This window comes from Caballeronia sp., from assembly GCF_049581465.1.
In the GTDB taxonomy this organism is placed as follows: Bacteria; Pseudomonadota; Gammaproteobacteria; order Burkholderiales; family Burkholderiaceae; genus Caballeronia.
On sequence record NZ_JBAUSA010000463.1, the window covers coordinates 1 to 4,349 of the forward strand.

A 4,349-nucleotide genomic window follows, 5' to 3' on the forward strand; every position below is an offset into this window, starting at 1 on the left:
CCCAAAAAATCCCCTAACGGTGCTACAAGCCAGGTGCGTGTCGAAAGCGCTGTGGCGAAGGGATTGATGCGCGCAACGCACAGGCGGGAGGCGCAAACGCGGCAGTCGGAAACAATGCCGATTAAAACGAGTGCCCCAATAATCGGAGTGTTCAAGACGTGGCATCAAACACCCGGCTTTATTCTGGCTTCAGAAGAAAAGTGAGGCGCGAGCCGGAAGCCCGCGCCTCAAAAACACTCTCGTCGGGGTGGCGAGAGCGGAGAGAATTGGTAATCTATTAGAAAGCAAATATCAAGTTTCGAAACATTCTCTTTATCATAGCAAACGTTTGCCTCGGCGCTCATGTATTTGAAAGTTTTAACGAGTAATGTAGTTGCGTGAGGAAAAGAAGGCCCGTCGATATTCAGCTTGTCATCACTTCGAACGCGATGACCGCGGCTGCGGCACCAATGTTTGCGATTAGTGCCTCGAAGAAAATGCCGCGCCACGTCGTTGTTTGGAAACGGACAGCCAGCATGACCGCCGTGAAGAGAGCGATAGCGAGCATCGCAATGACATGGCCACTGTGCAGATGGATAGGCATGGCGCTAGCCTCCCGGGCGTTGAACCTTTTGTGCGGGTTGAATAGCTTCAAACGAGTATAGGTATCGCGTGCCCGTACGCAAGTTGCATGGATTTCAGCGATGCCTGACTCGCAGTCTTATCGAATGATCTGACGCGAATTTTCAAAGCGCCGTCGGGATTAACCCGAATGCGCAAGTTTCAGGCAGCACACACTGAAATGACGGAGCCGCAAACATGGATTCCCCGAATCGCCGTTCGCTTGAAGTCGATTTTTTTCGGGGGCTCGTGTTGCTGGTGATTGCGGTCGATCACATTTCGGGAAGCGTGCTGTCCAAATTTACTATTCATAGTTACGCGTTCTGCGACTCTGCAGAGGTATTCGTCTTCCTCGGCGGTTACGCGTCGGCGGCGGCTTATACATCGCTGGAATCGAACCGCGGCGCCTGGCCTGCACGGCGGCGCTTCTTGAAGCGCAGTTGGGAGATTTACCGGGCATACCTCTTTCTCGCCGTCATGACGCTGCTAGGCGGCGCGATGCTGATGTGGCTGCGCATTGACACGCCCATGTTGCAACTCACCGAATGGCCGACGTTCCTCGCACGGCCGCTCGGCCTTTCACTCGATATCGCAACATTGCGCAATCAGCCCTATCTCTCGTCCGTCCTGCCGATGTACGCACTTTTCGCGCTGGGGGTACCTTTTGTCGTACCGCTGGCCCAGCGCAAGCCGGTTGTCGTCCTGTTTGGCAGCCTTGGGACGTGGCTGTTCGCGTCGCGGCTCGCGCAAGCATTGCCCTCCGCGTATGCCGAGGGCTGGTCGTTCAACCCATTCGCGTGGCAACTCATGTTCGTGCTCGGCATGTTGTCGCGCGTGCAGCCGATCAGCGATGCATTCCACGATTCACGAACTGCGCGCTGGTTGACACGCGCCGCCATTGCCGTATTCCTGACGTTTGCGTTCGCGAAGTTGTTTATCGAAACGCAATCGCCGCCGGGATATATGAAGCAGAATCTGGCGACCATCCGGATCGTGAGTTTTTCGGTGATCGCGTGGCTGGTTGCGCAGGCTGTGCATCGTGGCTGGATCAAGGCGCTGGCGCAACGCCTGCCGAGCGTGGTCAACATTGGTCAGCAGGGGCTCGTGTGTTTTATCGCAGGCGCGTGCATGTCGCTCGTCATCGACACTGCATTGCGCATGGTGTCGTTTGGCGACTATCAGTGGCTTGCAGGACTGGCGGGCGATACCCTCGCGATCGGCACGCTGCTAGCGCTCGCGGGGTACTGGCGGGGTCACAAGCAGGCGCGCCAGCAAGCGCGTATTCGACAAACGGGGCCAGTACCTGCGCGTGTCGTCAACCGGCATGATCCATGAAACCGGGGAATGAAACCGGTGCGCTTTCCCCGATGGGAAAGCGCACGCGACGTCACGAAAGCCGGACCCCCTTCGTTTCACGCATGCACAAGACGCCGATGAGACTGACGGCCGCCGCCGCCGACACGTAAGCGCCAACCCACGTCAGTCCGCCGCGATTCGCGAGCAATTGTGCTATGTAGGGTGCAACCGACGCCCCCAGGATGCCGCCCATGCTATACGCCACGCCCGCGCCGGTGTAACGCACACTGGTCGGGAACAATTCGGGCAGGAGCGCGCCCATCGGAGCAAAAGTGACGCCCATGAGAAACAGCTCGATGGTGAGGAATAGAGCGACCGCGTAGGTGTTGCCGCTGCCGAGCAGGGGCGCCATGGTGAAGCCCGACAGGATGGCGAGGACGCAGCCGACGATCAGCACCGGCTTGCGGCCGAATTTATCGCTGGCGGCGGCGGAAATCGGCGTCGCGATGGCCATGAAGATCACCGCGAAACACAGCAGGCCGAGAAATTTCTCACGCGTGAAATGCAGCGTCGAAACGCCGTATGAGAGCGAAAAGACCGTTGAAATGTAGAACAGTGTGTAGCAGACGATCATCGCGATCGCGCCGAGGCAAGTAGGCGCGAGATATTTGCCGAATAATGTCGCGAGCGGTACACGGACGCGCTCGCGTTTGTCGACAGCCGCACGAAACGCCGGCGTTTCCGCAATCTTCAGGCGTACGTAGAGGCCGAGCGCCACCAACACCGAACTCACGATGAACGGCACACGCCAGCCCCAACTGCGGAATTGATCGTCGGTGAGGGAGAGGGCGAGGCCGAAGAAAAGTCCATTCGATGCCAGGAAGCCAATCGACGGCCCAAGTTGGGGAAACATGCCGAACCAGCCGCGCTTGCCCTCGGGCGCATATTCGGTCGCGAGCAGCGCCGCGCCGCCCCATTCGCCGCCAAGCCCGATGCCTTGCCCGAACCGCAGGATGCACAGCAGGATCGGTGCAAGGCTGCCGATGGACGCATAGCCGGGGACGAAGCCGATCAGTGTGGTGGACACACCCATCACGAGCAGCGACGCAACCAAGGTGGATTTGCGGCCGATGCGGTCGCCGAAATGGCCGAAGATAAAAGAACCGATTGGGCGTGCGACGAACGCGATGCCGAAGGTGACGAAAGCCGACAACGCCTGTGCCGCTGGCGATCCGTGCGGGAAAAAGACCGGGCCGATGACGAGTGCGGCGGCCGTCGCGTAGACGTAGAAATCGTAGAACTCGATTGCCGTGCCGATGAAGCTCGCGAAAATCACGCGCGAGCGGCTCACGGTCGCGTCGCCGGTTTGAGTGGCGGAAACCGTGCGGGGAGATGCTGATGACATGGGGTCTCCGTTGGTCCTTTTGATCGCGCTCTGGCGCGTTCCTGGACGATTTTGTATGAATGTGCTGCGGTTGCCGATTGACACGCCTGGCGCGGTTAGGTCGAGCGTGCGGCTTTTGACGGACTTGGCGTCGAATGCGACGTTGCGATTCAAATCAACTGGCGCGTCTCCCGCGCGCCGGATAGGCGAGGGGGACGGCTTTGCCGGCAAAGCCAGCGGGGGATATCAAAAAATTATAACGAGCGTGCACGGCGCGCTGCAAGCGGCGGTTGTTCACTCGATCTCAGTCGCCTGCGGCGTGTGGACACTGCGTAGCTGAAACTGGCCGTTGTTGTTGAAAAGCCAGTCTTCGAACAGTTCCACGCGGCCTTTGCCGTCCAGAAGCCGCGCAGGCGGCGGCGGAAGCGGGGACGAGCGGCGCAGCGACGCCAGCGCGGTGGCTTCGGCTTCATCGTCACCGTTGGTCCGATACACCGACGAAGCGATCACGCGGCCGTCGCGATCCACGGTAAAACTCACCACGACGAGCGAACGCAGCATCGCTTGCGGCGCACCTTTTATGATCAGCGATGGATTGCGCTCGAAAATATGCTGCGCGACGCGTACCTTGTACTGATCGAGCGTCGGACTCGCGATTGCGGCCGGCGGGCGTTTCGTTTCGATAGCGCTCGGGGGCGGCGTAATCGTGCAGGCGGCGATGGCGGCCACTATAGTTATCGTTATTGCTGCAAGGGCGATGCGTGGATTGATGGTCATGGTCGGTGACTCAGCTATCGGTCGATGACAGGTCCGGCTTTTGCTGCTCTTATTGTCCTGTCAACTGCGCCGTGATGCATGAGGAGAAAACCATGAGTAGCGCCATGAATAGTGAGAAATCCGACCTGGAACCCCCGAAGACCCCGCAACATAGCGACAACGAGGCGAGCAAAATGCCCGATCGTCCCGACGATGCCCGCAAGCAAGGGCCCAATGACAAGCCGGGAAAGAAACCCGGAGAGGGCGAGCCGGAAGTGGGTTGATCTGCGGCGTCTGCTTCGAATAAAAAACC

The 4,349-nt window shown here is 59.2% G+C and carries 6 protein-coding genes; 3 read left to right on the plus strand and 3 right to left on the minus strand.

The genetic code is table 11. The features are described 5' to 3' along the window. Nucleotides 1–204 (plus strand): hypothetical protein (locus tag WCA53_RS11465; protein WP_423909468.1); only part of this gene is annotated, 204 nt, incomplete at its 5' end. Nucleotides 205–403: 199 nt separating this feature from the next. On the opposite strand, the gene WCA53_RS11470 is transcribed toward WCA53_RS11465, so the two are convergent. Next, nucleotides 404–583, minus strand: coding sequence for a hypothetical protein (locus WCA53_RS11470; RefSeq protein ID WP_423909470.1), 180 nt, complete (start codon nucleotides 581–583; stop codon nucleotides 404–406). 215 nt (nucleotides 584–798) lie between these two features. On the opposite strand from WCA53_RS11470, the gene WCA53_RS11475 reads away from it, so the two are divergent. Further along, on the plus strand, nucleotides 799–1,935 hold the full coding sequence (locus WCA53_RS11475) for an OpgC domain-containing protein (RefSeq protein WP_423909473.1): 1,137 nt from the start codon (nucleotides 799–801) through the stop codon (nucleotides 1,933–1,935). Nucleotides 1,936–1,987: 52 nt separating this feature from the next. On the opposite strand, the gene WCA53_RS11480 is transcribed toward WCA53_RS11475, so the two are convergent. After that, on the minus strand, nucleotides 1,988–3,301 hold the full coding sequence (locus WCA53_RS11480) for an MFS transporter (RefSeq protein WP_423909476.1): 1,314 nt from the start codon (nucleotides 3,299–3,301) through the stop codon (nucleotides 1,988–1,990). Nucleotides 3,302–3,574: 273 nt separating this feature from the next. Then, on the minus strand, nucleotides 3,575–4,057 hold the full coding sequence (locus WCA53_RS11485; RefSeq protein ID WP_423909481.1) for a TonB family protein: 483 nt from the start codon (nucleotides 4,055–4,057) through the stop codon (nucleotides 3,575–3,577). A gap of 92 nt (nucleotides 4,058–4,149) precedes the next feature. Here WCA53_RS11485 and WCA53_RS11490 point away from each other — a divergent pair, with 92 nt between their 5' ends. Continuing rightward, entirely contained in the window at nucleotides 4,150–4,320 is a 171-nt protein-coding gene (locus tag WCA53_RS11490; protein WP_423909485.1) for a hypothetical protein, read from the plus strand. The last annotated feature ends 29 nt before the right edge of the window (nucleotides 4,321–4,349 follow it).